We start from the raw sequence: 23,605 nt of genomic DNA, 5'->3' as shown, positions 1-23,605 counted from the left end.
GTCAGCCCACCAGTTCGTCGAACTCGTCGACCAACTTTTCCAGCTGCGAGCAGCCGGCGGTCCAGAACGCCTTATCGCGCGGATCGAGGCCGAAGGGGGCCAGGGCCTCGACATAGGTCTTGGTGCCGCCGGCGGCGAGCAGGTCCTCGTACAGGGGCGCGAAGGCCACGGGATCTTCCGCCCGCTTAGCCATCAGACCGCGTACCAGCAGGTCCCCGAAGGCGTAGGCGTAAACGTAGAACGGCGCGTGAGCGAAGTGGCTGACATAGGCCCAGTAGTGCTCGTAACCGGGATTCAGCTTCACGGCCGGACCAAGGCTTTCGGCCATGGTCTCAAGCCACAGGCCGCTGATCTGGTCAGGGGCCAGCTCGCCCTGCAGGCGGGCTTCATGGAAGCGGCTCTCGAAGCGGTGGAAGGCGATCTGGCGCACCACCGTGTTCAGGCCATCCTCGATCTTGCCGGCGAGCAGCGCCATGCGGTCGGCCTTGGACGCCTCGGCCAGCAGGCGCTCGAACACCAGGCCCTCGCCGAAGATCGACGCGGTCTCGGCCAGCGTCAGGGGCGTGTCGGCCAGCAGGGTGCCCAGCGGCGAGCACAGGGTCTGGTGGACGGCGTGACCCAGTTCGTGGGCCAGGGTCAGGACGTCCCGCCGCTCGCCCATGTAGTTCATGAAGACGTAGGGGTGGCGGTTGGCCGAGACCGGGTGCGAATAGGCGCCCGACTGCTTGCCGGGCCGAGGAGCGGCGTCGATCCACGGCTGGGTGAAGAAGGTACGGGCCACGTCGGCGAACTTGGGCGCCAGATCCTGGAAGCTTTCCAGCACCAGGCCCTTGGCCTCGTCCCAGCCGTACTGGCGCGGGGCGGCGGCGTCGAGCGGCGCGTTGCGGTCCCAGTAGTCCAGGGTCTTGCGGCCCATGGCCATGGCCTTGAGCGCGTAATAGCGGTGGCTGATCGAGGGGTAGGACTCGACCACCGCCGCCTCCAGCGCGGCGACGGATTCGGCGTCCACCTCGTTGGCCAGGTGGCGCGACTGGGCCGGGGTGGCGTAGCGGCGCCAGCGATCCTCGACCTGCTTCTCAAAAGCCAGGGTGTTGAGCACCAGAGCCTGGGTCGAGGTGCGCTCCTCCAGCGCCTTGGCCAGGCCGTTAGCGGCGGCCTTGCGATTGGCGGCGCTGGGGTCGGTAAGGCGGTTCAGCGCCTCGGGCAGCGTCAGGGTCTCGCGACCGACCTTGGCGGTCAGGCGGGCCAGGGTCTCGTCCCAGAGGCGCACCCAGTTGGCGACGGCGGGTGCGCGGTCGATCAGCAGATGCTCCAGGTCGGGCGACAGCTCGTGCGGGCGCGACAGGCGCAGGCGGCGCAGCCAGGGGCTCCAGCGGCCGGCGGCCACGTGCGACTTGAGCGCGGCGGCGATCTCCTCGTCCTCAAGCTCGTTGAGCTCCAGGGTGAAGAACAGGCTCTCGGCGCCGATGGCGGCGGCGCGGGCGCGGATATCAGCTTCAAACTTGGACCAGCCCGCGTCATCGCGGGCGGTGGACGCCGCCAGGGACGCATAGGCCCCGACGCCCCACAGGGCGTTGGTGGCTTCCTCGTAGTGACGCAGGCCCTGGCTGATCAGGGCGCCCAGCTTGGCCGGCTCGGACCGCGCGGCGACGAAGGCCCCCTTGAGGGCGACCAGCGCGTCATTGGCCGCCTTGGCCGCCGCCAAGTCCGTCTCGATCCTGGGATCGTCCCGCCCGACGTACAGATCGTCGAGCCGCCATTGCGGGATGTCGGACTTCGGCGTGCGGACGGGAGCGTTCATGAGGCGTCTCTGAGGTGGTTCAGCCTGGGAATATAGGAAGGCGCGGGCGGGAGGTAGAGCTGTGAGGTATTCATCACAATGCACGCCTCCCTCGCCCCTGTGGCGAGGGTCCCTGCATCCGCATTCTCCGAGCTAGCCGATCTGGCGCCGCGCCAGCGGACACAGGGACCCCGGGCACAAGGCCCAGGGAAGCGGTTGAAGGGCTGGACTCAGGCGAGAGATGGATAGAGATCGATCCAGTCGGGGTTCTCCCGCTCGATCAGGTTGATCTTCCAGTCCCGCGACCAGCGCTTCAGCGACCTTTCGCGCTGTAGAGCCTGGGCCATCTCGTCCTGAACTTCGTACCAGACCAGAGTCTTCAGGCCGTATCGCTTCGTGAAGCCGGGCAGCGCACCCTCGCGATGCTCGTAGATACGGCGAGGCAGATCGCTAGTGACGCCGATGTAGAGCGTGCCGCGTCTGCGGTCCGTCATCAGATAGACGGCGATGCAGGGGTAGCGGTCGCTCAAGCCCTAAAACCCCTTGCGCTTCATCCAATTGAGGACCGCATCGGGCCAGGCGGCGACGGGCTTGTCCTTGGTGAAGCGCAGGCCGAAGCCGTGGCCGCCTTCCTCGTAGATGTGCATCTCGGCGGGGACCTTGGCGGCCTTGAGGGCGGCGAATAGCTGCAGGCTGTTCTCCACGGGCACGGAAGCGTCGTCGGCGGCGTGGATGAAGATCACAGGCGGAGCGTCGGGGCGGACCTCTTTTTCCAGGGAGTATTTGGCGATCGCTTGGGGAGAGGGCGCGGCGCCCAGGAGCTCCTTGCGCGAGCCCGCATGAACGAACGGATCGGTCATGGTGGCGACCGGGTACATAAGGACCGAGAAGTCCGGTCGCGCCGAGAGGCGGTCGGCCTCGTCGAGCGGTTCATAGACGGGCGCATCATAGCGGAAGGTCAGCGAACCCGCGGCGTGGCCACCGGCGGAGAAGCCGATCACCCCCACCTTCTTTGGATCAAGACCGTTCGTCGCCCGCTGGCGCACCAGGCGCAGGGCGCGCTGCATATCCTGCAGCACCACGTCCGGACCGGCGGCCCAACCATCGCCCGGCATGCGGTAGGTCATGACATAGACCGTGACCCCGGCGGCGGCGAAACGCCCGGCCGTCTCGTAGCCTTCCTTGTCCATGACCACGCGGACATAGCCGCCGCCCGGCACCATCAGCAGGGAGGTTCCGTTCGGCGTCTTGGGCTTGAAGACGATCATGTCGGGGCGATCGACATGGTCGATGAAGCGGTCGCGGATCACCACGGGGTTTTCGCTGCGCTCGGTGATGCGGCCCTTGGCGACGACGCCGTTCGAGCCGGGAGGCGAGCCCGGCCACAGGGCGATCTTCTCGAAGCTGGGATCGGCGAGCGGGTCGATTGGCGCGGCCATGGCGGATCCTGCGAAAATGAGCCCTGCGGCGAGGACTGCGGCGGCGAGATTCATGGTTTCCAACTCCACACCAACGGTCAGGCTCGTTAACCCAGGACTCACGTCTCCGAAACCGCGCCTTTACCCGGCTCCTGTACCAATACGAACCACAATGAGTGTCGTCCCCAGGTTTTCAGGGAGGCGGCGCCGGTATCAGGTAGGTGTCTTCAAGATGACCAAGACGGTTCTCGTCGTCGACGACGATCCGACTCAGCGTCGGTTGATTCAGGCTGTTCTCGAACGCGAAGGCTTCGCCGTCGCGCAAGCCGAGAATGGCGATGAAGCACTGTCGCATCTGATCGCGGGCAAGAGCGCCGACGTGGTGCTGCTCGATCTGGTCATGCCCGGCATCACGGGACAGGAGACCCTGGTTCAGATCCGGCAGCGCGGCCTGACCCAACCAGTGATCGTGCTGACCGCCACGGGTGGCGTCGACACCGTGGTCAAGGCCATGCAGGCCGGCGCCAACGACTTCTTCATCAAGCCGGCCTCGCCGGAGCGGATCATCGTGTCGATCCGCAACGCCCTGTCCATGGGCGCCCTGAAGGGCGAGGTGGACCGGCTGAGCAAGCGGGCCACCAACCGCACCACCTTCGAGGACCTGATCGGCGACGGCCCGGCCATGACCCTGGTCAAGCGCATGGGCGCGCGGGCGGCCAAATCATCCATCCCCATCCTGGTCACCGGCGAGAGCGGGGTCGGCAAGGAGCTGATCGCGCGCGCCGTGCATGGCGGTTCGGACCGCGCGGGCAAACCTTTCGTGGCGGTCAACTGCGGCGCGATCCCCGAGAACCTCGTGGAGTCGATCCTCTTCGGCCACGAGAAGGGCAGCTTTACCGGCGCCACCGACAAGCACCTGGGCAAGTTCAAGGAGGCCGACGGCGGCACCCTGTTCCTGGACGAGGTGGGCGAGTTGCCGCTGGATATGCAGGTAAAGCTGCTGCGCGCCCTGCAGGAAGGCGAGATCGATCCCATCGGGGCCAAGCGTCCGACCAAGGTGGACGTGCGCATCGTCTCGGCCACCAACCGCGACCTGGCCACGGCGGTGTCCGAGGGCCGGTTCCGTGAAGACCTATTCTATCGCCTGAATGTGTTCCCCATCGAGGCCCCCGCCCTGCGCGACCGTCGTGAGGACATTCCGGCTCTGATCGACGCCTTCGTGCGCCGCTTCAACGTCGAGGAAGGCAAGGGCGTGATCGGCTGCGCGCCCGAGGCCCTGGCCTGCCTGAGCGGCTTCGACTGGCCGGGCAATGTCCGCCAGCTGGAAAATACCGTCTATCGCGCCATCGTCCTGTCGGACGCGCCCTATCTGCAGTTGCACGACTTCCCGGCGATTTCGGGCGTGTCGGTTCCGCCGCCCGAGTCGGCGACGCCGAGCGGCTCGATCCTGGCGGACGTGGCCGCCGCCCCCATCGGCGAGCAGCCGGTACGCATCCTGGATGGCCGCGGGCATCTGCGGACGCTGGAGGAGATCGAGCGCGACCTGATCCAGCACGCCATCGAGGTCTATGCCGGCCATATGAGCGAGGTGGCCCGCCGCCTGGGCATCGGCCGCTCCACCCTTTATCGCAAGGTGCGCGAGCAAGGTCTGGAAGAGCTGGTGAAGGCGTCGTGACCATGGCTCTTCGCCGCGCCACGCCCCGCCCCATGTTCGACGCCGAGCTGGACATCCCGCGCCCGCCCCTGTCTGAGCCGGTGAACGAGATCTACGAGCTGGGCCGCCTGCTGTGCGCGGCCGAGCGCGCTAATCGCCAGACGGCTTCTTACGGCGAAATGTTCTGGCGGCCTTCTCGCCCTTGGCCTTGGCGGCGATCTCCTTCAGCTTGATCGCCTGCATGGCCGAGAGAGCCTGGCCCGGCGCGCCCTTTTCGGGATCGCCGAAGGCGCGGCCATAGGTCTTCACCCGGTCCGCCACGGAGCCGAGGAATTCACCTTCCCATTCGGAAAGTTCGACGCCCGCCTTGTCGGCGGTGCGTTGGGCGCGCTTCAACGCGTTGAGAGCGGCGCGCTTGGCCGCCTCGTACCGGTCTGGAAGCTTGCGCTTCAGCGGCCGCCCTTAGAGCCCGCCGAGGGCGGACAGGTAGAGATCGAGGATGGCCTCTTCCTCCTGGCGCTTGGCGCGGTCCTGCTTCAGCAGGCGCACGACCTTGCGCAGGATCTTGACGTCGAAGCCGTTGCCCTTGGCCTCGGCGTACACTTCCTTGATCTGCTCGGCGACCTCGGCCTTTTCGACCTCAAGGCGCTCGATGCGATCGATGATGCTCTTCAACTGGCCCTGAGCGGTCGAGTTCAGAACGTCAACGGAAGCGGAGTCGTCGGCCATGAGGAATGCTCTCACAAGTCAGGAATAGGCGGAAGGCGGCGGACCATAGTCGCGGGACGGGCCGCTAACAACAGGTGCGATTCGAGGCAGTCCGGACAAACGAAAAGAACCGGCCGTCGCCGGCCGGTTCTCAGTCGAATTCTGCGCTCGGCGCGTCGAAGCGCCGATGGCGGCTTTCTTAGCCTTGCTTGGCTTTGAAGCGCGGATCGGTCTTGTTGATCACGTAGATGCGGCCCTTGCGGCGGACCAGCTTGCAATCGCGGTGACGCGACTTCAGCGACTTCAGCGAGCTACGAACCTTCATGATCTCGACCGTCTTGTTGTTGCTGCGGGCCGCCCGGCGTCCAGCGAGAAACGCGCTGACGGGGCTTGCCGGTTAATTCCAGAGGGCGGGCGTATAGGCGGACATTGGGCGGGAGTCAATTGCGGCGGGACTTCGGCGGCCGGCTGTCGTCCTTGTGATTGAACGATTTGGCGCGAAGCCGCTAGCCTTGGCGACATGCTTCGTCGTTCCTTCGTATTTTCCGCCGCCGCCCTCGCCGGGACAGGCGTGACCCTCACCTCCGCCCGCTCGCAAGGGTGGACCTTCGCCAGTTCGGGCGATCCGCTGTTTGACGCCTGGCGCGCCGACTTCTACGACCGCTCGGTCCAGGCCGGCTGGCCCGCCGAGTTGTTGAAGGCGCAGCTTGAGGGCCTGGCCCCCGATCCGGGCGTGTCCAGCTCCGACGCCAAGCAGCCGGAGTTCTCGCGGCCCGTCAGCGACTATCTGCGCGGCGTGGTCAGCGACGAGCGCATCGCCATCGGCCGCAGCAAGCGCGAGAGCCTGACCTTCCTGCCGCATGTGGAGCAGCGCTTCGGCGTGCCCAAGGAAATCCTGATCGCCGTCTGGGCGATGGAGTCGGCCTTCGGCAAGATCCAGGGGACCAAGGACGTGGTCCGCTCGCTGGCCACACTGGCGGCGCAGGGACGTCGCCGTTCGTGGGCGGAGGGCGAACTCTATGCCTGCCTGAAGATCATCGCCTCGGGCGAGGTCAATCGCGAGAAGCTCAAGGGATCCTGGGCCGGGGCCATGGGCCAGACCCAGTTCCTGCCCAGCAACTATCTGTCCACGGCCGTGGACGAGGACGGCGATAACAAGCGCGATATCTGGGGATCGGACGCCGACGCCCTGGCCTCGGCCGCGAGCCTGCTGGCCAAGGGCGGCTGGGAGCGTGGCGTGGGCTGGGCGCGGGAGGTGATTCTCCCTGGAGAATTCGACTACGGCCAGACGGAAGATACGCGGCTACTTGTGAGACAATGGATAGACCAGGGCGTGCGCCGGGCCGACGGCCTGCCGTTCAGCGCCGCCGATACGGCCGCCAACGCCAACTTGCTGCTGCCGACCGGAGCGGCCGGACCGGCGTTCCTGGCGTTGCCGAACCACTACGCCATCCGCAAGTACAACAACTCCACCTCATATGCGCTTGGCGTCGGTCTGCTGGCCGATCGCATGGGCGGCGCCGGGCCGTTGCTGACGCCGTGGCCGGTGGAGTCGGCCATGTCGCTGGCCGACCGGCAGGCGGCGCAGGTGGCCCTGGCCAACCTCGGCTTCGATCCGGGGCCGCCGGACGGGGTGATCGGGGCCGGGACCCGCAAGGCCCTGCGCGCCTGGCAAAAGACCGCGGGCGTGCCGGCGGACGGCTATCTGTCGGCCGACATGGTGCGCAGGCTGCAGGCGGCGGCGAACTTCGGCGTGGCCGCCCCGCCGCGGCTCTAAGCCGCCCTGCGTCCTTCGAGACGGCCTTTGGCCTCCTCAGGATGACGGATTCAGTAGAGCGACAGCCTTCGTCATGCTGAGGAGCGCGACAGCGCGTCTCGAAGCACGCACTATCAAACCCCGCCCTCGTCGCTGCGCTCGAGCAGGGACAGGGTGGCCTCGTCGTCCGGATTGCCCTTGGCGCCCGCGTCGCGCAGGACGCTGTTCTTGAGGGCGTAGATCAGCAGGCCGCCGAGGATCGCGGCGTTCAGCAGGAACGGGGCGGGATGCACCGCCTCGTACAGCCAGACGAAGAACGGGGCGAAGATCACGTTGAGGCCGTTGATCGCCCCGATGGCGCCGGCCGCCCGCGCCTGTTCGTGCATCATCACCGACAGGGACGCGCCGGCGGTGAAGCCAGGCCGCACGAAGCCGTAGCCCAGGCTGCCCACGGCGAAGGCGGTGACCACCACGCTGTAGGTGGGCGCGAAGGCGGTGACGAGATTGGCGCCGCAGGCCAGGGCCACGCCCCAGCGCATCAGGTCCTTGGGCGACATGCTGAACATGCGGATCAGCGACCACTGGGCCAGCAGCCCCGCCGCCGCGCCGGCCATCATGGCCACGGCGGTGAAGCCCTGGGCCTGCAGCGGGGAGACGCCGAGCTTGTCGATGATCATGAAGCCCAGGGTCTGGGTCTGGACCGTCTGGCACAGGGCGGCCAGGAAGCCGAAGATCAGGAAGGGCGCCAGGCGCGGATCGCGCCACAGGGACGGCTCCCCCGACTGGGCGAACAGGCTGAAGGGCTTCTTCTCGCGCGGCGGGTGCGGGCGGCGCTCCTCATCGGGCAGGAAGCGCAGGATCGCGATCAGGGCGATGAAGGCCAGGATGGCGAAGCCGTAAAGCGGCCCCGCCAGGGTCACCACCGGCAGGACGAACAGCGGCGCCAGCGCCGGGCCGACGATGGTCCCCAGGCCAAAGGCGCTGGCCAGACCCGCCATGGCCTGCGTCCGTTCGCCGCGTCCCGTGCGTTCGGCCACATAGGCCTGGATCGCGGGGTTCGAGGCCGAGCCGATCATGCCGAAAATGGCTCGCGCCAATAGGAACATGACGAAGATCGCCATGACCGGCGCCCAGTGATTGAGCCCGGCGCTGACCACCAGGCCGCACAGAGTCATGGACACGGCGAAACCGGCCAGGCCCAGCAAAATCATGGGCTTGCGGCCACGGATGTCCGACTGCCGCGCCCAGAACGGCGAGCCCACCGCCCAAAGCAGGGCCGAAAGCGAGAAGATCGCCGCGACCATGGGGTCGGGAATGCCGATCTGGCGGCCGATGGCGGGAAGGACGGACAATAGGCCGGTATTGCCGATCGCCACCACGATGGAGGCCGAAAACAGCAAGGCGAAGATGCGTTTTGGCAGCTTCTGCTCGGTCATATTCCTGCTGTTAGGCCGCTTCCCCAAGGTCGCGCAATGGCGACCTGAACGGCGCTCACCTTGGATTAAGCATTAATCGCCATGCTGACGGCCTGAAATCCGGCCCAAAGGCGTCCTCCACCCATGTTCCAGATCATCGGCATCGTCCTGCTGTTCGCGCTGGTCTTCGGCAGCTACATCATCTCCGGCGGCAAGATGGACGTGATCATGCACGCCCTGCCTCACGAGATGATGGCGATCGGCGGCGCCGGCGTGGCCGCGTTCCTGATCTCCAACTCCATGGCGGTGATCAAGGGCTGCGGCGGCGGCATGGCCAAGGTCTTCTCTGGCCCCAAGTGGAAGGCCGCCGACTATCGCGACCTGCTCAGCCTGCTGTTCCAGCTGACCAAGACCATGAAGTCCAAGGGCGTCATCGCCCTGGAAGCGCATATCGAAAAGCCGGGCGATAGCACCATCTTCTCGCGCTATCCCAAGCTGATGAAGGACCACTTCGCCATCGACTTCATCTGCGACACCCTTCGCATGATGACCATGAACCTGGAGGATCCCCACCAGGTCGAGGACGCGATGGAAAAGCAGCTGGAGAAGCACCACCACGAGGCGCTGGCGCCGTCCCACGCGCTGCAGAACATGGCCGACGCCCTGCCCGCCCTGGGCATCGTGGCCGCCGTTCTAGGGGTCATCAAGACCATGGGTTCGATCACCGAGCCGCCCGCCGTGCTCGGCGGCATGATCGGCGGCGCCCTGGTCGGCACCTTCCTCGGCGTGTTCCTCGCCTATGGCCTGGTCGGTCCCTTCGCCACGCGCATGAAGAACGTGATCGAGGAGGAAGGCGCCTTCTACAAGATCATCCAGTCGGTGCTGGTGGCCCACCTGCACGGCAACGCCGCCCAGATCTCGGTCGAGATCGGCCGTGGCGACATCCCCAGTGGCGCACAACCCAGCTTCCTGGAGCTGGAAGCGGCGCTGCAGGCCCTGCCGACCGAAGCCTAGGGTTCGGCTGGCGCCGCATTAAGAGTCTCTAACTTGCGCGGCTGATCGAACGGCGTAATCGTCGCCTCAAGTCAAACAGACAGGGGCTACGCCATGAACACCGACCTGATCCGCAAGCTGGCCATCGTCGGCGCTGTCGCGGCCGCGCTGGGCCTTTCGGCCTGCGGCAAGTCGGATCACGCCGAGGGCGAGGGCGAACACACCGCCGCCCAGCCGGCCGGCACCACCACTGAGGAAGCCGCCGCCGCCGCGGCTGCCGCAGCCGCTGACGCCAGCACGGTCGCCGCGCCGTCGGACGCCCCGGCCGACACACAGCCGCCCGCAGACGCACCGGTCACGGCCGAGAAGCCCACCGAGGCGCCGGTCGAGCCGGCCAAACCGCACTAAAAGCTTACAGGTCTTCGATACGCTCCAGGCGCGCGCGTCTGGAGCGTCTTTGATTGCGCAGCCAGCGCCGCACGTGCGGCTCTAGGCTGGGCCATGCGATCAGGGCCGCAAAGCCCAGCATGATGATAATCGCCAGTGGTAGGTTCACGTCGTTCTCCCGCCCCTAACAGGATGGCGGGACGCTATCATGGTTAAGCGCGCATTCATCATGAAACCGTGACGCCATAGGCGTTTGCGGCCTCCGTAGTTTAAAAGCCGGGCGGGAAATGACCGAAACGCCCCTTTCCTCACCGCTGACCTGGCGCGACGACGGCCTGCCGGCCTCGCGGCTCTATGGCGATGTCTATTTCTCCAGCGACGACGGCCTGGCCGAAACCGAGGCGGTCTTCCTGCAGGGATGCGGGCTGACAGACGCCTGGCGCGGGCGGGACCGCTTCGTGGTGGGCGAGTTGGGGTTCGGCACCGGCCTGAACATCGCCGCCCTGCTGGAGCTTTGGCGGCGCGAGCGTCCGGTTGGCGGACGGCTGCACATCTTCTCCATCGAGGTGCACCCGATCACCGCCGAGGAGGCCGCCCGCGCGCTGTCGCGGTGGCCCCAGATCGCGGATGCGGCTCGGGCCCTGATCGCCCGCTGGCCTGGACAGGCGGCGGGCTTTCATCGCGTGGACCTGCCGGAGTTCGGCGCCGTGCTCGACGTGGCGGTGATGGATGCGCGAGCGGCGCTGAGCGGGTGGAGCGGGGCGGCGGACGCCTGGTTCCTGGACGGCTTCTCTCCCGCCCTCAATCCCGCCATGTGGAGTGACGAGGTCCTGGCCCTGGTGGCGCAGCGCTCGGCGCCAGGCGCCCGGGCGGCGACCTTTACCGTGGCCGGTCAGGTGCGGCGTGGCCTAGCGGCGGCGGGCTTCACCGTCGAGAAGAAGCCCGGCTATGGCCGTAAGCGCGAACGGCTGGAGGCCTTCCTACCCGCCGGCGCTACATCGATCCCCAAGCCGGCTCCCCATGTGGCGGTGATCGGCGGCGGGATCGCCGGCGCCAGCGCCGCGCGAGCCGTGCGAGCCTTGGGCGGAACGGCGACGGTGTTCGACCCTCGTGGAGCGGGGGGCGGCGCGTCGGGCAATCCGGCGGCCCTGGTGACGCCAAGGCTGGACGCGGGGGATGGTCCGGCCGGGCGGCTCTACGCCCAGGCCTTCCGTCGGGCGGTCGCGCTGTATGGCGAGACGCCTGAGGCGATCATCGCGCGGGGCGTGCTGCAGCTGGAGGCCAAGGACAAGGACGCCAGCCGGTTCGACCGCATCGCCGCCTCACCCCTGTTCGAGCCGCGGACCCTGTCGCGCCTGGACGGCGAGGCGGTCGCCGCCGCCATGGGCGAGGCGGAGGCGCCCGGCGCGCTGAAGCTGGAGGACGCCCTGGTCATCGAGCCGGCGCCCGTCCTGGCGGCGTGGTGCGGCGAGATCGTGCGGGCCAAGGTCGCGGGTCTTGAAGCCGTCGATGGGGGCTGGCACCTGCTGGGCGAAGACGGCGCGGAACTGACCCGTGCGGATGCGGTGATCCTGGCGGCGGGCATGGGCGTGCCGGCGCTGCATCCGCAGACCTCGCTGCAGCCGGTGCGCGGCCAGGCCAGCTTCACCGACGCCCTGCCCGCCCCCGTCGCGGCGGCGTTCGGCGGGTACGTGATCCCCACGCGCGACGGCTTGCTGTTTGGCGCCACCCATGACCGCGACGCGGGGGATGAAGCCGTTCGGGCGGAGGATGACGCCCGCAACCTGGCCAATCTCGCCACGCGCGCACCGAGGCTGGCCGAGCGCTTGGCGGGGACGCCGCTGCGGGCGCGGGCGGCCATAAGGGCGACCACGGCGGACCGCCTGCCGACGGCGGGCGCGGCCGGCGATGGCCTGTATCTGCTGACCGGCATGGGTTCGCGTGGATTTTGCGCCGCGCCGCTACTGGCCGAGCATATTGCGGCGCTGATCTGCGATGCGCCCTCGCCTCTTCCACACGATCTGGCGGCCTCGGTTGCGCCTGGACGCTTTGAGGCCCGCGGGCGCTAAACGCCTGACACCACGCGATTTTGTCGCAGGCGGTCGGCGCAGGGTTAAGACAATGGTTGCGGTCTTGGCCGTATGTTTGCGCTCGATTCGATATCGCCTTGAGGGGGGCCAATGTCAGCAGCTCAGCCGGAAATCACCGCGGACGTCGTCGCCGCGGTCCTGAAAGCCCTGACCGGCGAGATGGCCATCGCCTCTCAGTCGTGTGGAGCCCTGGACGACGCCCTGGGCCGCATCCTGGAGGCGACCCCGGTCGAGGGCCGCATGGCGGTGATGCAGGAGCTGCATACCGTGGACATGCTGGCCCAGCGGGTCACGGCCATGGCCGACTTCAGCAACAAGCTGTCCCAGTCGCTCGCCCAGAGCGGAACGCTGGACGTGCAAGCCGCCCTGTCGACCATCACCCTGGGCGAAGTGGCCGACCGCATGCGCGCCTCCATCGAGACGAAGGCGGTCTAGGCGGCTTGTCCGCGTCGTAAACGCGACAAATCTCAGCTTTATCGGGCGCTTGTAAGTTCCTATCGGCGCAAAATCCGCACCATCAGAGCTGAGTTCATACTTCGTTCTCCACTGCAAAGGAGAGCGAGATGGATCGCGCCAACGGAAATCCAAAGGAGCTGCTGCTCCAACTGGTGCAGGAAAACGACCTGCGCCGAACCAACCGCTTCGCCATGACCGGCCTAGGCTGGCTGGCCCGCACCACCCTGGGCGAAGGCCCAGTGCTGGATGGGCTAGCCTGCACGCCGGCTGAAGGCCTGAGCGTCGAGATCGCGCCTGGCGCGATCTACAAGACCGCGCCGGTGGACGCCGTCGCCTATGGCGACCTGCCGGCCGACCCGCACCTGATCCTCAAGCAGGGCCTGATGCAGGACCCGCTGATCCTCGCCTGTCCGGCGCCGGTGACCTCGGGCCAGTCGATCGCCTATCTGGTCCAAGCCGCCCTGCAGGAGGCCGACATCCAGGAGCCGGACGGCGAAGGTCCGGCCGAAACCACCGTGCGGGCCGACCGCTGCGTCGTCAGCGTGAAGGCCGGCGAACCCGCCGCTACGGGTTCGCAGATCACCCCGACCCCCGACGAGGGCAAGGTGGGCGCCTGGGTCGTCACCGTGGCCCAAGGTCAGACGGTGGTGACCGACATCGCGCTCTATCCCGGCGCGCCGTTCCTGGCGGTGAAGCTGCCCCAGGCCGCGCCACTGGACAGCCCGGTGTTCACCGGCGATCCGCAGGCGCCCACGCCCGCCGCCGGCGACAATGACGACAGCATCGCCACCACCGCCTTCGTGCAGGGGGAACTGCTGGGCGTCGGCGGCTTCTTCGCCCTGAAGAGCGGTTCGATAACCACGCCGCCGTCCACGCCCGCCACGGGCGACGGCTATCTCGTGCCGCAAGGCGCGACGGGCGCCTGGGAAGGTCATGAAGGCCAGATCGCCATCTGGCGCGGCGACGACTGGCGATTCATCGCGGCCGCCGAGGGCATGACCGTCATCCTGGCGGACACCGGCCTCTATTACCGGCGCGCGACGACCTACTGGCGCGCCCTGATGGCGGATACGGCCGAGCATGTGGCCGGCGAAGCCGACGACCTGTTCGCCAATCCGGCCGGCGTGAAGGCGGCCCAGGACGCGTACCTGCACGGCCAGGAGGCTGTGGAGCCCGCGCCCGACGACGAACTGCTGATCTACGACGCCTCAGCCCAGACCAACCGGAAAATCACTCTCGCGGACCTGATCACCATGCCTGAATTCGACACCGCCGAAGTCGGCGAAATCCGCCCGTTCGCCGGCCAGCCGAGCGACAAGTGGGCGCCGTGTAATGGGGGTGTGCTGTCGCAGACGGCCTATCCGGAGCTGTTTGACCGGATTGGGTTCCTCTATCTCGATACCGTTCTTCCGCAGAATGGCTTTGAAGCGGTGGGTCTGGAGGTTGGGTCAAGCGTAGCCACGTACACCTTCGGAAAGTACTGGCTTGCCGTTGCTACCCGAGAATACGACGAGCCCGATGGTAAATACCGTCACTACTTCTACTTGAAGAAGGCTTCGAATTTCTCCGGGCCGATCACAGACGCGATGAGCGGCATCTATCTTGGCGAAGGTGCCGAGCAAAACCTGTCCCAAGCTTCGTTCGGGGCTAGCCACGCAGTCATCCCCATCGGTCCCAACTTCAGCCGCACGCGCTATCTCGTGTTCAATGACAGCATGGCCGCCGTGTTCAACCTTCCGGCAGCGACCACGAGCAATTACGTCGCCCGGTTCGCCACCGATGGCGTGACCTATGCGTTCGTGGCGAACGGCGTCGTTTATCGGAAAGACGTCGCTGACTTTGTGGCGGGGACCGGCAGTTGGTCCTCTTCGAGCATTGATGGAAAGTCGAACGACGCCTTTGGGCTCGTCTACAACTCCACTACGGAAAAGTGGGTTTGCGCCAATCAAACTACGACCATTTGGTCCGCCGCCGCCCCCAATGGCCCTTTCAGCGCTGCTCCTCCGGCGCCGGGTCCGATCCGAGACATGCTCGTGATGGATGACGGCTCCTATTTGCTGCTGACCAGCGCTGGGCTCTATTCGTCCGTGGATCTGACAGCGTGGAGGACCCTGCGCACGGGTGTGAACTTGGGTGAGTACCTCTCCCCCGGCGTGCAGGGGACGGCTCTTCTCCCCGCCCCTGGCTATCTCACGACGCGTGATATCGTTGGGGCGCCAGTGACCTCTCTGAATGCTGGGCCGAAAGGCGCGAGTTGGGATGGCCTTGGCTTCATTCAGAGCGATTCAAACTTCATCCGCCGCTACTCGCCCCAATTCGACCCGACGACCCACTTCCGCCTGCCCAAATTCTCAGCGACCAACGGTATGGCGCCCTACTTCATCAAGGTGAAGTAGCCGGGTCGGTCAGCTTGTAAGGAAAGAGATGGTGGACGCGACAGGGATTGAACCTGTGACCCCCTCGATGTCAACGAAGAGGCATCAGCGCCAAGCCCTTGCCCTATAAGGGTTTGGCGTTTCCTTTCGTCCCTTTTTGTTCACCCCATTTTTCTTCGTTTCTGGGGGATAACTGGGGCGGCGGGGCTTCGCCGGGGCGGATCGAACTTCGCCCCTCTTGGCGCGTTATGGAAGGTAGACACCCTCATAACCGGGATGCACAGTGTTGACGGTGGGCGACGCGGTCGGTAAGGCCGGCGCCCCGTGGGGGAGGCGAACCGCTCCTGCGAGCGATTCGCAAGAAAGGCGGTGTTCATGGTGCTGGACGAAGATATTCGGAAGGCGATCGAAAGCGTGATTCATGATCGCTTTGACGACGCCCAGATTGTTTCTATCGACGTCAAGGCAGGCGACGAATACGAAGATGATATGCTGGTCTATGTGACCGTTGTCTTTGACGCCACGGCGGGCCTAGACACCGGGAAGACCGTAAGCATCACGCGTCACACCCGCGATCGCCTCCGCGAGTACTCGGGTACGCCGCCCTTCCCGGTATATCGCTTCATCTCTTCGGATGATGAACGGGGCCAACAACCTGCTGTGGCCTGAACTTCTAGCTGTAGCGGAAACCCTCATCGCGTCCGAGAACCCGACGGACGCGGAACTTAGACGCTCGCGAAGTAGCGTCTATTACGCCCTGTTCCATCACCTTGCTCGAGCGTGCGCCGATCTGTTGATCGGTGGCGATGCGGACACGCGCAGTAAACCAGCGTGGCAGCAAACATACCGCGGCTTGGAGCATAAGGCGACCAAAGCGGCCTGCGACGACAACGCGATCAGGAAATTCCCGAACGCCATCCAGGATTATGGGGACCAATTCAAAGCGCTCCAAGCGAAGCGCCACTTGGCTGACTACGACCCATACGTCCAAGTGGCCCGATCAGAAATCCAGCAGGACATCGAGACCGTGAAGGGGGCTATCGAAGCGTTCGACGCGGCGGAGGAGAAAGACCGCCGCGCTTTCTGCGCGTTTGTACTCCTCAAGCGCAGAAAAGATTGAACACGACCGTAAATTCCAACCCACGCTCCGAATTGCCAACCGCCGCAGTAGACATCAGCAGATTTCTGATTCAAAAGGCGGTCGGTGGCACTCGTCGCCCAAGTCAATTATCCGGTCCTAGGTCAATAAGACGGATAGCTGCGGCAGTGGGAAACCACGGTTTCCCATTTGCCGTGCCGGAAGCGGATATAAGAGCAAACGCTCACCGCTTTCGGCCACTGACAGACAAGTCGACTCATTTTGCCTCTCCTTGCGTACCGGGAGTAGCCCGGCGCTCAGAGCGCCCCATGCGCCCCCGTAATGCGGGCTTCTGGGTGTGACAAAAAAGGAGGCGACGAGTGCCTGATCGCTAATTCGGGCGCCGCGGGCGTTCTGTCAAATCCAAATCAAATAAAGAATTCTTTATGCGAGTTGCAGCCCATCCCTGTGTTGGGGGCATCAAGGATAGACTCAGTCAAACGGCGCGCCGTACGAATGGGGATTGTGGCAAAGCAAAGCTCCGCCTCTGGTGAACCTGGTACAGAGAGCGCGATAAACCAAGCGCACAACGATGACTACAGGTGGCGATAGAATCAGCGAGGCCTTCCCAAGGCTCGGCGGGCACCTTCCTGATGGTCTGGGCGATGATGACCATAATGGTCTTCAAGAGTCTTCGTCGTCATTCCAGTGTACTTGGCAGCCTCCCATAGGTCGGTCCCGCCTTCCATCAGCCAGGTGCAGCAGGTGTGGCGCATCCAGTGAGGGGTGATGTCAGGGTCCAGGGCGGCGTCCCGCACTAGGGCTGCGAAGCCGCGCCGGATGCGTCCGGCTATTGGACGGCCACCATGGTGCAGCACGGTCGACAGCTGATCGGAGGCCCCTTCCCTGCCCTTTGCCTCGTCAGCGGCCCGGCGTTCAGCCAGGGCGACGAGGTCGGCGGCGCGCCAGCGTCGCATGTGAGCCAGGAGCCGGTCGGGCATCTTCACCAGTGGCCGGCGCTTGGTCCGGTGCTCGGTCTCCCTCTTGCCGCGGCGATAGATCGTCCCGCTGTCGAGATCGGTCCAGGCCTGGGTCGGGCTCTCTTCCCATAGCACCTTCGGGATCACGCCTGGCCGAGTGCCGGTGTAGAGCCCGATCAGCACGAACCGGCGCAGGTGCGCCCGGTTCAGGCGCGCCGACAGCGACAGGCGCTTCCAACGACCCTTGATGCCCGCATGGTTTGGCTTACCGGTCGGGAAGGGCTCCCAGCGCCAGCCCATGGCCGCCAGGAGCAGCGCCGCCGCCTGGGACCGGGTCAGAGCGTCGCGTGGGCTCTCGTTCTTCGGAGGCAGGCTGACGATGGGCCGGCGAACGAGCGGGTTCTCCTTGGCCCAGAAGCCGATGGCGGCGGATAGATCCTCAAGCTCACGTCGGGCGCAGGCGATCGAAACGCGCTTGTCCAAGGCGGCGCCGTATTTCGCCTGCTTGAGCGGCTGGGTGGTCCGAAGGGTGACGTAGTCCTCGCAGGTGGAGAGCTTCACGTCGGCCAGGGTCTTGTCGCCCCACCAGGTCAGTAGCGTCCGGACTCGGATCGCGGCGCTGACAGGGTCGGCGAGCTTGGGCGCCTTGCGCTGAGCGTAGAAGGCCAGGACGTCGGCCACGAGGATCGCCTCAGGGTCGCCGCTGCGCACCGTCGGCGCCGGCGTCCACTTCAGCGCTATGTAGTCTGCGAGCTTGCTCTCCGCCCCATCAGGGCCGTGCAGGCTCTCAGCGCCGCATCCTGTGCTGATCTCAGTCGAGCCGTCTCTGATGACCCAGACGTCGCTCGAGCCGATGCGGTCCGACCTCGACTTGCGGAGATATAGGCGCGGGCCTTTTGATCGGCGGGGCATTTGGTTCTCGGTTGGAAGAGGGCTCGGAGCTGAGCGGGCGTGACCCAGTGCTTTCCGGCGACCATGGCCGGCATCAGGTCACCCTTGCGGATGGCGGCGCGGAGGCTGCTGACGCTCAGGGGACCGTCGGGCCAGAAGACCGCAATCGCCTCCTGAAGGGTCATAGGCTCCGCGTCACCCCACTGATCGGGCCGCGGCCTGCGGTCGATGCGGCTCAGTTGTCGGGCGGTGGTCACTTCCAGAGCCCCCGGCGAGCAGAGCGCGCTTCGCTTTCAGGCCCGGCGTATCGACCCTTGCTGTAGCGCCGATACTCCTTAGCGAAGCCGGAGCGGATGATGGCGGCGTTGAGGTCCGGGGAGGCGTCTGACCAGCAGCGGCCGACAAACCGGCCGTATCGGTCACGCTCTACGAAGCGGCAGCCAACCCTTCCCCTGGTCAGGCGAACGAGTTCGTCCCGAGCCTCGTACGCGTAGGGTTCGGCTGGTGTTTGCCCGCGGCGAACTTCCGGGGCGTCAACGCCGAACAGGCGGACGCTCTCGGCGCCACAGCGCAGAGTGTCGCCGTCATGAACGGCCGGCGCTGTGCAGGCGATAATCGAGGCGGCAGCGGCCACCGCGATCCCGGCAGTCATCTGCCCTCCAGAATCGCGTCAACCGCCTCGCACCACATATCCTGGTCGAAGTCGGCGGCGAAAAGCGCACTAGGCTGCTTGAGCGCTTCAACAACGGCGCGGACCATGGCGTCGATTGACGCGATGGCGCTCGCCGACCACGGCATCTCGGCCTCTGCATCGGTCACACCGTAGGTCGCCTTAACGGCGACAAGCCTGAGCTTTTCCAGGGTGCTACCAGCCGGCGGCGGCGCGTCGGCCGTCGTTGCGGACGCTGATAGGGCAAACGGAAGGATTTCTCCCGCGCCTGCACGCCCGGCCGCAACTGAGTCGAAGTAGTCCATTGCACGGCCAACATCGGGGTGCTGGTACAATCCGCCAGCATCAGCGATTGCGCCGATCACTTGGTAAGCCTCAGAAGCCACTCGCTCACTGCTCATCTTCCGGCGCGACCCCATCAAGCACCTGGTGAAGGCATTGGCGGAGTGACGACCCATTCGGGATCAGGCACCTGGCCGCAGGCCTTCAGAGCCTTAGTGACGGCCACGACCTGTTCCTCGACCTGGCCGAGGGCGAAGATCGTCGCAGGGTCTCTCGGACGGCGGAAGTTCTCCAGCATGAGCCAGACGAGATTGCGCATGACCTTCAAATAGAGCGACTTCAGCTCTTCTACGCTTGGGGTACGCGTCATGCTGCCTGCTCCAGTTCGACCGTAGAGCGAAAGCGGTCAGCCTGGATTTCCGTCGCCCTCCGATAAAGCCCTTCCATCTCTTCGGCTGTGAACCGCTCGACGGCGGCGGCGATGAACGCCGCCTGGAACGACGCTTTCTCGATCGCAGAGATCAGCTGGCGCTTCGTCTTCTCGGCTGCGGCTACGGCAGTTGCGTTAGCCTGGCGCTGAGCAGCCTGCTCTCTCAGGCGGCGACGTTCTATGCCGGCTTCTGCCTCGGCGGCGCTGGCGGCCTTGCGAGCCGCCTTCTCTGCCTTTGCCTCCTCTTTGGACGGGCCACGCATGCCGGTCAGGTCTCGCTTACGTCGAAGGAGGCGATCGATAGCGACGCGATGATGAGCCAGGGCCCCGCGAGCGCGGCCTTCCCAGTCGTCGCTGCCCTCTGTGCAGAACTCCAGATCGACTTCGATCTTCCGCGCAGCGCTCGAGAGCTCATCGACCAGTTGCTCTACGGCGGCGACGTCGGTCATCGCCAGGATTTCCTCTTTCGAGGGGGTAACCCGGCGGTCGTCTTGCTGGCCGATCATGCCGCCGCCCTCGCCTGAGCTTTGGTGGTGCGCTCGCGCAACACGGCCTCGTACTGGAGTGCTCGATTGGCGTTCGTGCCAGCGATCCAGATCGCGACCAGCCGACGTCGGCCTTCGAGCTGCTCGGCGGCGGTGGCCATTCGAGCAGCAGACTCTTCCTCCATCTTCAGTTGGCGCCGTAGTTCAGGAAGCGGCCACGCGTAGGCGTGGCTGTGCGTCGTAGCGATGTTGACCAACTCGCGCGCGAGACGGGCGTCGGCGGAAAGCGGCTGGATCTGCGCCGGGAGGACGCCGAGCTCGCTGATATCGAGTTGTGACGTATGACCATTCGACGATCTCATTTGCCAGGCGCCTTTACGAGTTGGTCTAAATCCTTGTCCGCGCGTCTCAGGCGCAACTCGTCCAGCCACGCGGAAGCTCGCGCGTCATAGTAGTCCGCCGCCTTCACGAGGCCGGACCTTGCTGCGGTTGGTTGCAATGCCGCCTCGACGCGGCAGCGCGACGCCGCCTTGGTGTCGGCGAGGTAATTCGTAATCAACGTACCAGTGGTCAGGTCTGACATGGAGGCTCGCTGAGCTAGGTGTTGTGATGAAAGTCGCAATTATCCGCGATTCAGGAACGGAAGGCGAACATTGCCCGCCAGCCGTAGCCGGCGGGCGGGTTGCTATTCGGCGGCGTGCAGGAAGGAGCCAACGCGGGCATCGGCTTGCGCGGCGTGGTCCCTCACCTCCCGGCGCTGTTCATCAGACCAGCTGGCTTCGATGAGCCCGATTAACTGGTTCAGGCGGTAGTCGCGGGCGGTCCAGACCAGCGAGCCGTCAGGTGATGCGGTGCTCCGAATAGGGAGACGAGAGAATGCAGCGGAGACCGCAGCCGCATCGAACGGCTGGCGGCGCTCTCCGGTGTGCTTGTCGCCATCTCCAAAGGTGATGCCCGAGAGGTCGATATAGTCCCACGCGAGCCTACGGGCATCGCCGTCTGCCTGCTCCCACCGCACAGCCATGAAGGTGTCGACGGAGTCCGGTGTCCACCACCCGTTCGCGTATGTCTTGATGGCATCTGCGGCGAGGCGCCAAGCCATGCCTCGCGTTCGAGCCGCCGCGTGAACTTGCTCTCTCTTCCAAGAGGGGAGTTCACGCCAAGCGGTGGGAACGTCTTTGGCTAGGCCCTGATCGTCCGTGATGAAGAAGCCACGATCATCGAACCAGAACGGCGACTCGTTCGTAACTTCAAAGTCGCTTAGCCAGCCAGTTGGGTCAAAGGCGGCCACGCCATGAGTGGGATCAGGAAGATCGGCGATCGCGAGCATGTCGCGGTAGATCGCGAGCATTTGCTTTGCCTCGACCTTCTCGTCCCCGCTGAGCAGTCGCTGGAGTTGCTCCTTAGAGGCCACGTCGACGCCATGGGAGTCCAAGATGTAAAGGCGCATCTTCTCCGCCAGCGCTAGGACGTCTGGTGCCTGTGTCTCCATCACCGCATTGAGCGCAAGCCATCGTGCGTGCGTCGCGTTCTCCTGCTCTTCCTCGCGCTCATAAAAATGGTGGCGATCTTCAATCGCCTCTACGGCGGTCCAGTGAGCAATCACCGTTGACTTCACCTGCTCGGCCACCGCAGGCGCCATGTCACGGACGTGTCGGTCGACGGCATCCAGACGGATGACATTTCCCGGCTTCCCGTTGACGAACTCCCGAGCGAGGTCCGGAGCTTCAGGTCGATCATCGCGGACGGCCACGAAGCTTTCGTCGTACGCCTTTGCCGCTGCGTCGTAAGCGGCGTCCGCGAGCTTGAAGGTCGTCAACGCCGATTCCCAGGCATCGTGCCGCTGCGCCGGCCGCGCGCGCCCTTGCGTCATAGCGTCGAGATAAGCCGATGCCAGAAGGCGGGTCGTCGTAGGACCCTCCGCGATGGTCTCGTAGATTTCTTCCGGGCTAGGGGTGCTCGAACCGAACTCCCCCGTCAGCTCCATCGCGCTAGCAAGCTTGTAGGCGATGCCTGCCGCAGAGTGAGACTTCGTGCGGATGAGAACGTCGGTCGCCTCCGCGTACTCGGCTACGGCGTCGGCAGGCATGTTGCCGTCCGGGCCGAAATCAGTGTGCTCGAACTTGGACCGGGCGCACGCATGGACCACGAGCGGGTCGCTGACCTTGGTGATTGCGCGGGTTGCGGTGACCAGAGCCGCTTCGTTAGTAGCCTTCAGCGCTTCGTCGGCCTTGGCGGCGGTGGCGCGGGCGGCGGACTTTTTGGTAGACGACTTCACTGCACTCATAGGACCCTCCAGGTCTCTGGTGCGGCGGCGGGCGCGAAGTTTCCTAGGCCGAGCGCCCGCCAATCCGCATGCTTCCGAAAATCGGCCAACAGCGGGGCGGGCGTCGCATGACGTGGCGCTCTCCATCGGGCGATGGAGGCATTAATCCACACGCGCGCGTGTTAGTCAACAACCGCGCGTGTTATATGCGTGTGAACTTTCCCACGATGACATGGCATTCAGGCCAGTCATCCTTCGACAGAGTTTCAGCGGCACCCCCTGAGGGCGATGACACCGACCATTCTCGAGCATCCTGCGACACGAATGATCGGAGAAGTATCTCGTTACCGGAGTTGTCGTCATCCTCACCGATGAGGATGATCTCGTTTCGAGGGCGAGGGACAATGTGAGGATTCACTAAGGCAGTATCGCCCTCAAACATGCTCGGCTCCATCGCCCCCGAGAGGACGATTAGTCCGTACGCCCCTTCAACCCGAAACAGTGGCTGGGGCCGCGTCAAGTAATCGACTGGGGTCCACGGCCGACGCAAAGCCCCAGTCTTCTCTGAAGAATATTCGAGCTTGTAGACAGGGATTTCCTGGACGTGAGGGATAGTGCGCCCCGAACTCAGGTCACTCAGAGCCGCCTTGGAAATTAGGCGCTCCCGTCGGTGAGCCTCGCCAATAGCGATTGCATTCACCTCCTGTTCGGTTGGAAGCGGCAATTCGAGAACGCGAAGCACATGATCACGGTAGCGAGACTGCTTGCTCTTACCGCGCTCAAGGCGATCGATCGTCTGCTGCGTTGTGGACACCATGCCGGCCAACGCAGCTTGGCTCAGCCCCCGCTCCTCCCGAGCGGCGCGAATCTTGGCTCCAATTTCTCGCAGAGCTTCGCCTCGGAGATACTCGTAGGCCGAAATCTTCTCGCCGTCGGACGCCAAACTCTATCCTCCAAGCCACAACCCACTTGCAACAACCAACACGCGTGTTAAATCTCGTGTTATGTTACCACACCCCACAACCGTGCAGCTTCTTCTCGATGCGGCCATCTCAATAGTCGGATCGCAAGGAAAACTCGGTCGAGCCACAGGCTTTTCCCAGAATGCTATCTGGCACGCTAGACGAGTCGGTCGTGTTTCGCCTGAGCTCGCACTTGCTATTGACCGAGCGACGGCCGGCGTTGTCTCGCGCGCGGGGCTCCGGCCAGACATCTTCGGCGCGGTTTAGGCCAAAAGATGGACCGGCAACCATTCCACAAGAAAGAGATGGCCCGGCGCCTACGCAACGCCGAGCCTAGTCATTTCATCATCGAGAAGAGAGGCGGCTGCAGCGTGGTGCTGGGCCGCAAGGTTGTTCCATACCAGGGCCTTGTCCCGGTCGAGGCGCGCGGCGGTCCAGAAAATCCCGGCCTGCACGCCCTCCAAGATCGCATCCAAGATCGGCAAGTCTTCGTCCATCGCGCCTCCCGCGCTGAGGGCCAAACCCAACG

28 protein-coding genes are annotated in these 23,605 nt (G+C 65.3%); 10 read left to right on the top strand and 18 right to left on the bottom strand.

What is annotated here, in order from left to right; all coding sequences use genetic code 11:
- Position 1 precedes the first annotated feature (1 nt).
- The 3 genes from O5K31_RS03390 to O5K31_RS03380 all read right to left on the bottom strand — a co-directional run bounded on the left by O5K31_RS03390 (position 2) and on the right by O5K31_RS03380 (position 3,219).
- A complete protein-coding gene (locus O5K31_RS03390; protein WP_269715842.1) occupies positions 2-1,801 on the bottom strand; it encodes a M3 family oligoendopeptidase in 1,800 nt (599 codons plus the stop codon).
- A gap of 209 nt (positions 1,802-2,010) precedes the next feature.
- Complete coding sequence (locus tag O5K31_RS03385) at positions 2,011-2,274, bottom strand: GIY-YIG nuclease family protein (protein ID WP_269716991.1); 264 nt, start codon at positions 2,272-2,274, stop codon at positions 2,011-2,013.
- A 39-nt stretch (positions 2,275-2,313) separates the two neighbouring features.
- On the bottom strand, positions 2,314-3,219 hold the full coding sequence (locus tag O5K31_RS03380; protein ID WP_269715841.1) for an alpha/beta hydrolase: 906 nt from the start codon (positions 3,217-3,219) through the stop codon (positions 2,314-2,316).
- A 211-nt stretch (positions 3,220-3,430) separates the two neighbouring features.
- Here O5K31_RS03380 and O5K31_RS03375 point away from each other — a divergent pair, with 211 nt between their 5' ends.
- Complete coding sequence (locus O5K31_RS03375; RefSeq protein ID WP_269715839.1) at positions 3,431-4,873, top strand: sigma-54-dependent transcriptional regulator; 1,443 nt, start codon at positions 3,431-3,433, stop codon at positions 4,871-4,873.
- A 129-nt stretch (positions 4,874-5,002) separates the two neighbouring features.
- On the opposite strand, the gene O5K31_RS03370 is transcribed toward O5K31_RS03375, so the two are convergent.
- The 3 genes from O5K31_RS03370 to ykgO form a co-directional block, all read right to left on the bottom strand.
- Complete coding sequence (locus O5K31_RS03370; RefSeq protein ID WP_269716990.1) at positions 5,003-5,305, bottom strand: hypothetical protein; 303 nt, start codon at positions 5,303-5,305, stop codon at positions 5,003-5,005.
- 9 nt (positions 5,306-5,314) lie between these two features.
- Complete coding sequence (locus tag O5K31_RS03365) at positions 5,315-5,581, bottom strand: DUF2312 domain-containing protein (RefSeq protein ID WP_269715837.1); 267 nt, start codon at positions 5,579-5,581, stop codon at positions 5,315-5,317.
- A 178-nt stretch (positions 5,582-5,759) separates the two neighbouring features.
- Positions 5,760-5,885 (bottom strand): type B 50S ribosomal protein L36, encoded by a 126-nt coding sequence (gene ykgO / locus O5K31_RS03360; RefSeq protein WP_099620601.1) that lies wholly within the window; start codon positions 5,883-5,885, stop codon positions 5,760-5,762.
- A 195-nt stretch (positions 5,886-6,080) separates the two neighbouring features.
- Between ykgO and O5K31_RS03355 the strand changes: the two genes are divergently transcribed.
- Positions 6,081-7,337, top strand: a complete 1,257-nt coding sequence (locus O5K31_RS03355) for a lytic murein transglycosylase (protein ID WP_269715834.1) — start codon at positions 6,081-6,083, stop codon at positions 7,335-7,337.
- Between the two features lie 113 nt (positions 7,338-7,450).
- Here the strand turns inward: O5K31_RS03355 and O5K31_RS03350 are convergent, their stop codons facing one another.
- On the bottom strand, positions 7,451-8,752 hold the full coding sequence (locus O5K31_RS03350) for an MFS transporter (RefSeq protein WP_269715832.1): 1,302 nt from the start codon (positions 8,750-8,752) through the stop codon (positions 7,451-7,453).
- 123 nt (positions 8,753-8,875) lie between these two features.
- Here O5K31_RS03350 and motA point away from each other — a divergent pair, with 123 nt between their 5' ends.
- Both motA and O5K31_RS03340 read left to right on the top strand, forming a co-directional pair.
- Positions 8,876-9,745: a flagellar motor stator protein MotA gene (motA, locus tag O5K31_RS03345; RefSeq protein WP_269715830.1), complete on the top strand. Its 870-nt coding sequence runs from the start codon at positions 8,876-8,878 to the stop codon at positions 9,743-9,745.
- A 93-nt stretch (positions 9,746-9,838) separates the two neighbouring features.
- On the top strand, positions 9,839-10,132 hold the full coding sequence (locus tag O5K31_RS03340; RefSeq protein ID WP_269715828.1) for a hypothetical protein: 294 nt from the start codon (positions 9,839-9,841) through the stop codon (positions 10,130-10,132).
- 4 nt (positions 10,133-10,136) lie between these two features.
- Here O5K31_RS03340 and O5K31_RS03335 read toward each other — a convergent pair whose 3' ends face one another.
- Positions 10,137-10,280, bottom strand: a complete 144-nt coding sequence (locus O5K31_RS03335) for a hypothetical protein (protein WP_269715826.1) — start codon at positions 10,278-10,280, stop codon at positions 10,137-10,139.
- A 118-nt stretch (positions 10,281-10,398) separates the two neighbouring features.
- Here O5K31_RS03335 and mnmD point away from each other — a divergent pair, with 118 nt between their 5' ends.
- From mnmD to O5K31_RS03310, 5 genes are all read left to right on the top strand, one after another.
- Positions 10,399-12,180 (top strand): tRNA (5-methylaminomethyl-2-thiouridine)(34)-methyltransferase MnmD, encoded by a 1,782-nt coding sequence (gene mnmD, locus O5K31_RS03330; protein WP_269715825.1) that lies wholly within the window; start codon positions 10,399-10,401, stop codon positions 12,178-12,180.
- Between the two features lie 111 nt (positions 12,181-12,291).
- The gene (locus O5K31_RS03325) at positions 12,292-12,636 is read left to right on the top strand and encodes a hypothetical protein (RefSeq protein WP_269715823.1); all 345 of its coding nucleotides are present in this window, start codon (positions 12,292-12,294) and stop codon (positions 12,634-12,636) included.
- 128 nt (positions 12,637-12,764) lie between these two features.
- Positions 12,765-15,053 (top strand): DUF2793 domain-containing protein, encoded by a 2,289-nt coding sequence (locus O5K31_RS03320; RefSeq protein WP_269715821.1) that lies wholly within the window; start codon positions 12,765-12,767, stop codon positions 15,051-15,053.
- Between the two features lie 354 nt (positions 15,054-15,407).
- Complete coding sequence (locus O5K31_RS03315) at positions 15,408-15,701, top strand: hypothetical protein (protein ID WP_269715819.1); 294 nt, start codon at positions 15,408-15,410, stop codon at positions 15,699-15,701.
- Entirely contained in the window at positions 15,670-16,152 is a 483-nt protein-coding gene (locus O5K31_RS03310; protein ID WP_269715817.1) for a hypothetical protein, read from the top strand. Before O5K31_RS03315 ends, O5K31_RS03310 begins: the two co-directional genes overlap by 32 nt.
- Before the next feature lie 572 nt (positions 16,153-16,724).
- On the opposite strand, the gene O5K31_RS03305 is transcribed toward O5K31_RS03310, so the two are convergent.
- The 9 genes from O5K31_RS03305 to O5K31_RS03265 form a co-directional block, all read right to left on the bottom strand.
- Positions 16,725-18,002, bottom strand: a complete 1,278-nt coding sequence (locus O5K31_RS03305) for a tyrosine-type recombinase/integrase (RefSeq protein WP_269715815.1) — start codon at positions 18,000-18,002, stop codon at positions 16,725-16,727.
- A gap of 232 nt (positions 18,003-18,234) precedes the next feature.
- Positions 18,235-18,633 carry a thermonuclease family protein gene (locus tag O5K31_RS03300; RefSeq protein WP_269715813.1) on the bottom strand — a complete coding sequence of 133 codons (399 nt, stop codon included), beginning with the start codon at positions 18,631-18,633 and terminating at the stop codon, positions 18,235-18,237.
- Entirely contained in the window at positions 18,630-18,956 is a 327-nt protein-coding gene (locus O5K31_RS03295; RefSeq protein ID WP_269715811.1) for a hypothetical protein, read from the bottom strand. The genes O5K31_RS03300 and O5K31_RS03295 overlap by 4 nt, the downstream gene beginning before the upstream one ends.
- Before the next feature lie 113 nt (positions 18,957-19,069).
- Positions 19,070-19,303, bottom strand: coding sequence for a hypothetical protein (locus tag O5K31_RS03290; protein ID WP_269715809.1), 234 nt, complete (start codon positions 19,301-19,303; stop codon positions 19,070-19,072).
- Positions 19,300-19,869 (bottom strand): hypothetical protein, encoded by a 570-nt coding sequence (locus tag O5K31_RS03285; RefSeq protein WP_269715807.1) that lies wholly within the window; start codon positions 19,867-19,869, stop codon positions 19,300-19,302. The genes O5K31_RS03290 and O5K31_RS03285 overlap by 4 nt, the downstream gene beginning before the upstream one ends.
- On the bottom strand, positions 19,866-20,210 hold the full coding sequence (locus O5K31_RS03280) for a hypothetical protein (protein ID WP_269715805.1): 345 nt from the start codon (positions 20,208-20,210) through the stop codon (positions 19,866-19,868). The genes O5K31_RS03285 and O5K31_RS03280 overlap by 4 nt, the downstream gene beginning before the upstream one ends.
- Positions 20,207-20,431: a hypothetical protein gene (locus O5K31_RS03275; protein ID WP_269715803.1), complete on the bottom strand. Its 225-nt coding sequence runs from the start codon at positions 20,429-20,431 to the stop codon at positions 20,207-20,209. The genes O5K31_RS03280 and O5K31_RS03275 overlap by 4 nt, the downstream gene beginning before the upstream one ends.
- A gap of 102 nt (positions 20,432-20,533) precedes the next feature.
- Entirely contained in the window at positions 20,534-22,135 is a 1,602-nt protein-coding gene (locus tag O5K31_RS03270) for a hypothetical protein (RefSeq protein ID WP_269715802.1), read from the bottom strand.
- Positions 22,136-22,316: 181 nt separating this feature from the next.
- Complete coding sequence (locus O5K31_RS03265; RefSeq protein ID WP_269715800.1) at positions 22,317-23,057, bottom strand: XRE family transcriptional regulator; 741 nt, start codon at positions 23,055-23,057, stop codon at positions 22,317-22,319.
- A 61-nt stretch (positions 23,058-23,118) separates the two neighbouring features.
- Here O5K31_RS03265 and O5K31_RS18395 point away from each other — a divergent pair, with 61 nt between their 5' ends.
- The gene (locus tag O5K31_RS18395; RefSeq protein ID WP_442867751.1) at positions 23,119-23,343 is read left to right on the top strand and encodes a transcriptional regulator; all 225 of its coding nucleotides are present in this window, start codon (positions 23,119-23,121) and stop codon (positions 23,341-23,343) included.
- 50 nt (positions 23,344-23,393) lie between these two features.
- On the opposite strand, the gene O5K31_RS03260 is transcribed toward O5K31_RS18395, so the two are convergent.
- Entirely contained in the window at positions 23,394-23,573 is a 180-nt protein-coding gene (locus tag O5K31_RS03260; protein ID WP_269715798.1) for a hypothetical protein, read from the bottom strand.
- Between the last annotated feature and the right edge of the window lie 32 nt (positions 23,574-23,605).

Source organism: Caulobacter sp. NIBR2454 (genome assembly GCF_027474405.1).
GTDB lineage: Bacteria > Pseudomonadota > Alphaproteobacteria > Caulobacterales > Caulobacteraceae > Caulobacter.
The sequence above is the reverse complement of the archived record's forward strand: the minus strand, read 5'-3'. Positions and strand labels throughout refer to the sequence as shown.

Coding starts and splice junctions, on each gene's coding strand:
- O5K31_RS03315 (WP_269715819.1), top strand. CDS start 15,408: ATGGTGCTGGACGAAGATATTCGGAAGGCGATCGAAAGCGTGATTCAT.
- motA (WP_269715830.1), top strand. CDS start 8,876: ATGTTCCAGATCATCGGCATCGTCCTGCTGTTCGCGCTGGTCTTCGGC.
- O5K31_RS03390 (WP_269715842.1), bottom strand. CDS start 1,801: ATGAACGCTCCCGTCCGCACGCCGAAGTCCGACATCCCGCAATGGCGG.
- ykgO (WP_099620601.1), bottom strand. CDS start 5,885: ATGAAGGTTCGTAGCTCGCTGAAGTCGCTGAAGTCGCGTCACCGCGAT.
- O5K31_RS03380 (WP_269715841.1), bottom strand. CDS start 3,219: ATGGCCGCGCCAATCGACCCGCTCGCCGATCCCAGCTTCGAGAAGATC.
- O5K31_RS03300 (WP_269715813.1), bottom strand. CDS start 18,633: ATGACTGCCGGGATCGCGGTGGCCGCTGCCGCCTCGATTATCGCCTGC.
- O5K31_RS03365 (WP_269715837.1), bottom strand. CDS start 5,581: ATGGCCGACGACTCCGCTTCCGTTGACGTTCTGAACTCGACCGCTCAG.
- O5K31_RS03280 (WP_269715805.1), bottom strand. CDS start 20,210: ATGAGATCGTCGAATGGTCATACGTCACAACTCGATATCAGCGAGCTC.
- O5K31_RS03290 (WP_269715809.1), bottom strand. CDS start 19,303: ATGACGCGTACCCCAAGCGTAGAAGAGCTGAAGTCGCTCTATTTGAAG.
- O5K31_RS03310 (WP_269715817.1), top strand. CDS start 15,670: ATGAACGGGGCCAACAACCTGCTGTGGCCTGAACTTCTAGCTGTAGCG.
- O5K31_RS03350 (WP_269715832.1), bottom strand. CDS start 8,752: ATGACCGAGCAGAAGCTGCCAAAACGCATCTTCGCCTTGCTGTTTTCG.
- O5K31_RS03305 (WP_269715815.1), bottom strand. CDS start 18,002: ATGCCCCGCCGATCAAAAGGCCCGCGCCTATATCTCCGCAAGTCGAGG.
- O5K31_RS03295 (WP_269715811.1), bottom strand. CDS start 18,956: ATGGACTACTTCGACTCAGTTGCGGCCGGGCGTGCAGGCGCGGGAGAA.
- O5K31_RS18395 (WP_442867751.1), top strand. CDS start 23,119: ATGTTACCACACCCCACAACCGTGCAGCTTCTTCTCGATGCGGCCATC.
- O5K31_RS03325 (WP_269715823.1), top strand. CDS start 12,292: ATGTCAGCAGCTCAGCCGGAAATCACCGCGGACGTCGTCGCCGCGGTC.
- O5K31_RS03340 (WP_269715828.1), top strand. CDS start 9,839: ATGAACACCGACCTGATCCGCAAGCTGGCCATCGTCGGCGCTGTCGCG.
- O5K31_RS03270 (WP_269715802.1), bottom strand. CDS start 22,135: ATGAGTGCAGTGAAGTCGTCTACCAAAAAGTCCGCCGCCCGCGCCACC.
- O5K31_RS03355 (WP_269715834.1), top strand. CDS start 6,081: ATGCTTCGTCGTTCCTTCGTATTTTCCGCCGCCGCCCTCGCCGGGACA.
- O5K31_RS03385 (WP_269716991.1), bottom strand. CDS start 2,274: ATGACGGACCGCAGACGCGGCACGCTCTACATCGGCGTCACTAGCGAT.
- O5K31_RS03375 (WP_269715839.1), top strand. CDS start 3,431: ATGACCAAGACGGTTCTCGTCGTCGACGACGATCCGACTCAGCGTCGG.
- O5K31_RS03285 (WP_269715807.1), bottom strand. CDS start 19,869: ATGATCGGCCAGCAAGACGACCGCCGGGTTACCCCCTCGAAAGAGGAA.
- O5K31_RS03275 (WP_269715803.1), bottom strand. CDS start 20,431: ATGTCAGACCTGACCACTGGTACGTTGATTACGAATTACCTCGCCGAC.
- O5K31_RS03320 (WP_269715821.1), top strand. CDS start 12,765: ATGGATCGCGCCAACGGAAATCCAAAGGAGCTGCTGCTCCAACTGGTG.
- O5K31_RS03260 (WP_269715798.1), bottom strand. CDS start 23,573: ATGGACGAAGACTTGCCGATCTTGGATGCGATCTTGGAGGGCGTGCAG.
- mnmD (WP_269715825.1), top strand. CDS start 10,399: ATGACCGAAACGCCCCTTTCCTCACCGCTGACCTGGCGCGACGACGGC.